Annotated in this window: 1 pseudogene; it reads left to right on the forward strand. The window is 47.2% G+C overall.

Annotated features, from left to right (window positions below):
• Nucleotides 1–691, forward strand: a pseudogene (locus R7190_RS27650) (imidazolonepropionase); the annotation flags it as partial.

Consider the following 691-nt stretch of genomic DNA (forward strand, 5'->3'; position numbering starts at 1 on the left):
TGAAGCAGGTTACTTACCAACGCCACCAGCCCGTGTTGGTATTCAAGCTGGTAAAATCGCGGCTATCAGTGCTCATCCAGTTGGAAGTGACACCCCTCAAATAGAAGCGCTTCTGTCTCCTCAACACTATTCGCAAACTATCGACCTACAAGGTCAACTTCTGACGCCGGGACTCATTGATTGCCACACCCACTTAATTTGCGCGGGGAATCGCGCGAATGAATTTGAGATGCGCTTAAACGGCGTGCCTTATCAGGAAATAGCGAAGCAAGGTGGCGGTATCCTTTCCAGCGTAAAGGCCACTCGAGCAGCTACTGAAGAGCAATTAATTGAGCTCGCGTTGCCTCGTTTAGATGGCTTGTTAGCAAGTGGGGTTACGTCGGTTGAGGTAAAATCAGGCTACGGCTTGACGCTCAAAGACGAACTAAAAATGCTGCGTGCTGCAAAAGCCTTAGAACAAGAGCGTAAAGTCAAGATCACAACTACCCTTCTTGCCGCTCATGCTTTACCGCCTGAATTTGAAGGTCGCGCAGACGATTACATCGAACATATTTGTCAGGAAATCATCCCAATCGTCGTAGAGGAAAACTTGGCCACCAGTGTGGATGTGTTTTGTGAGTCTATCGGTTTTAATTTGGATCAAACCGAAAAAGTATTTGCGACAGCGAAACAATATGGCTTACACGTAAAA

Source organism: Vibrio sp. 1078-1, from assembly GCF_033340475.1.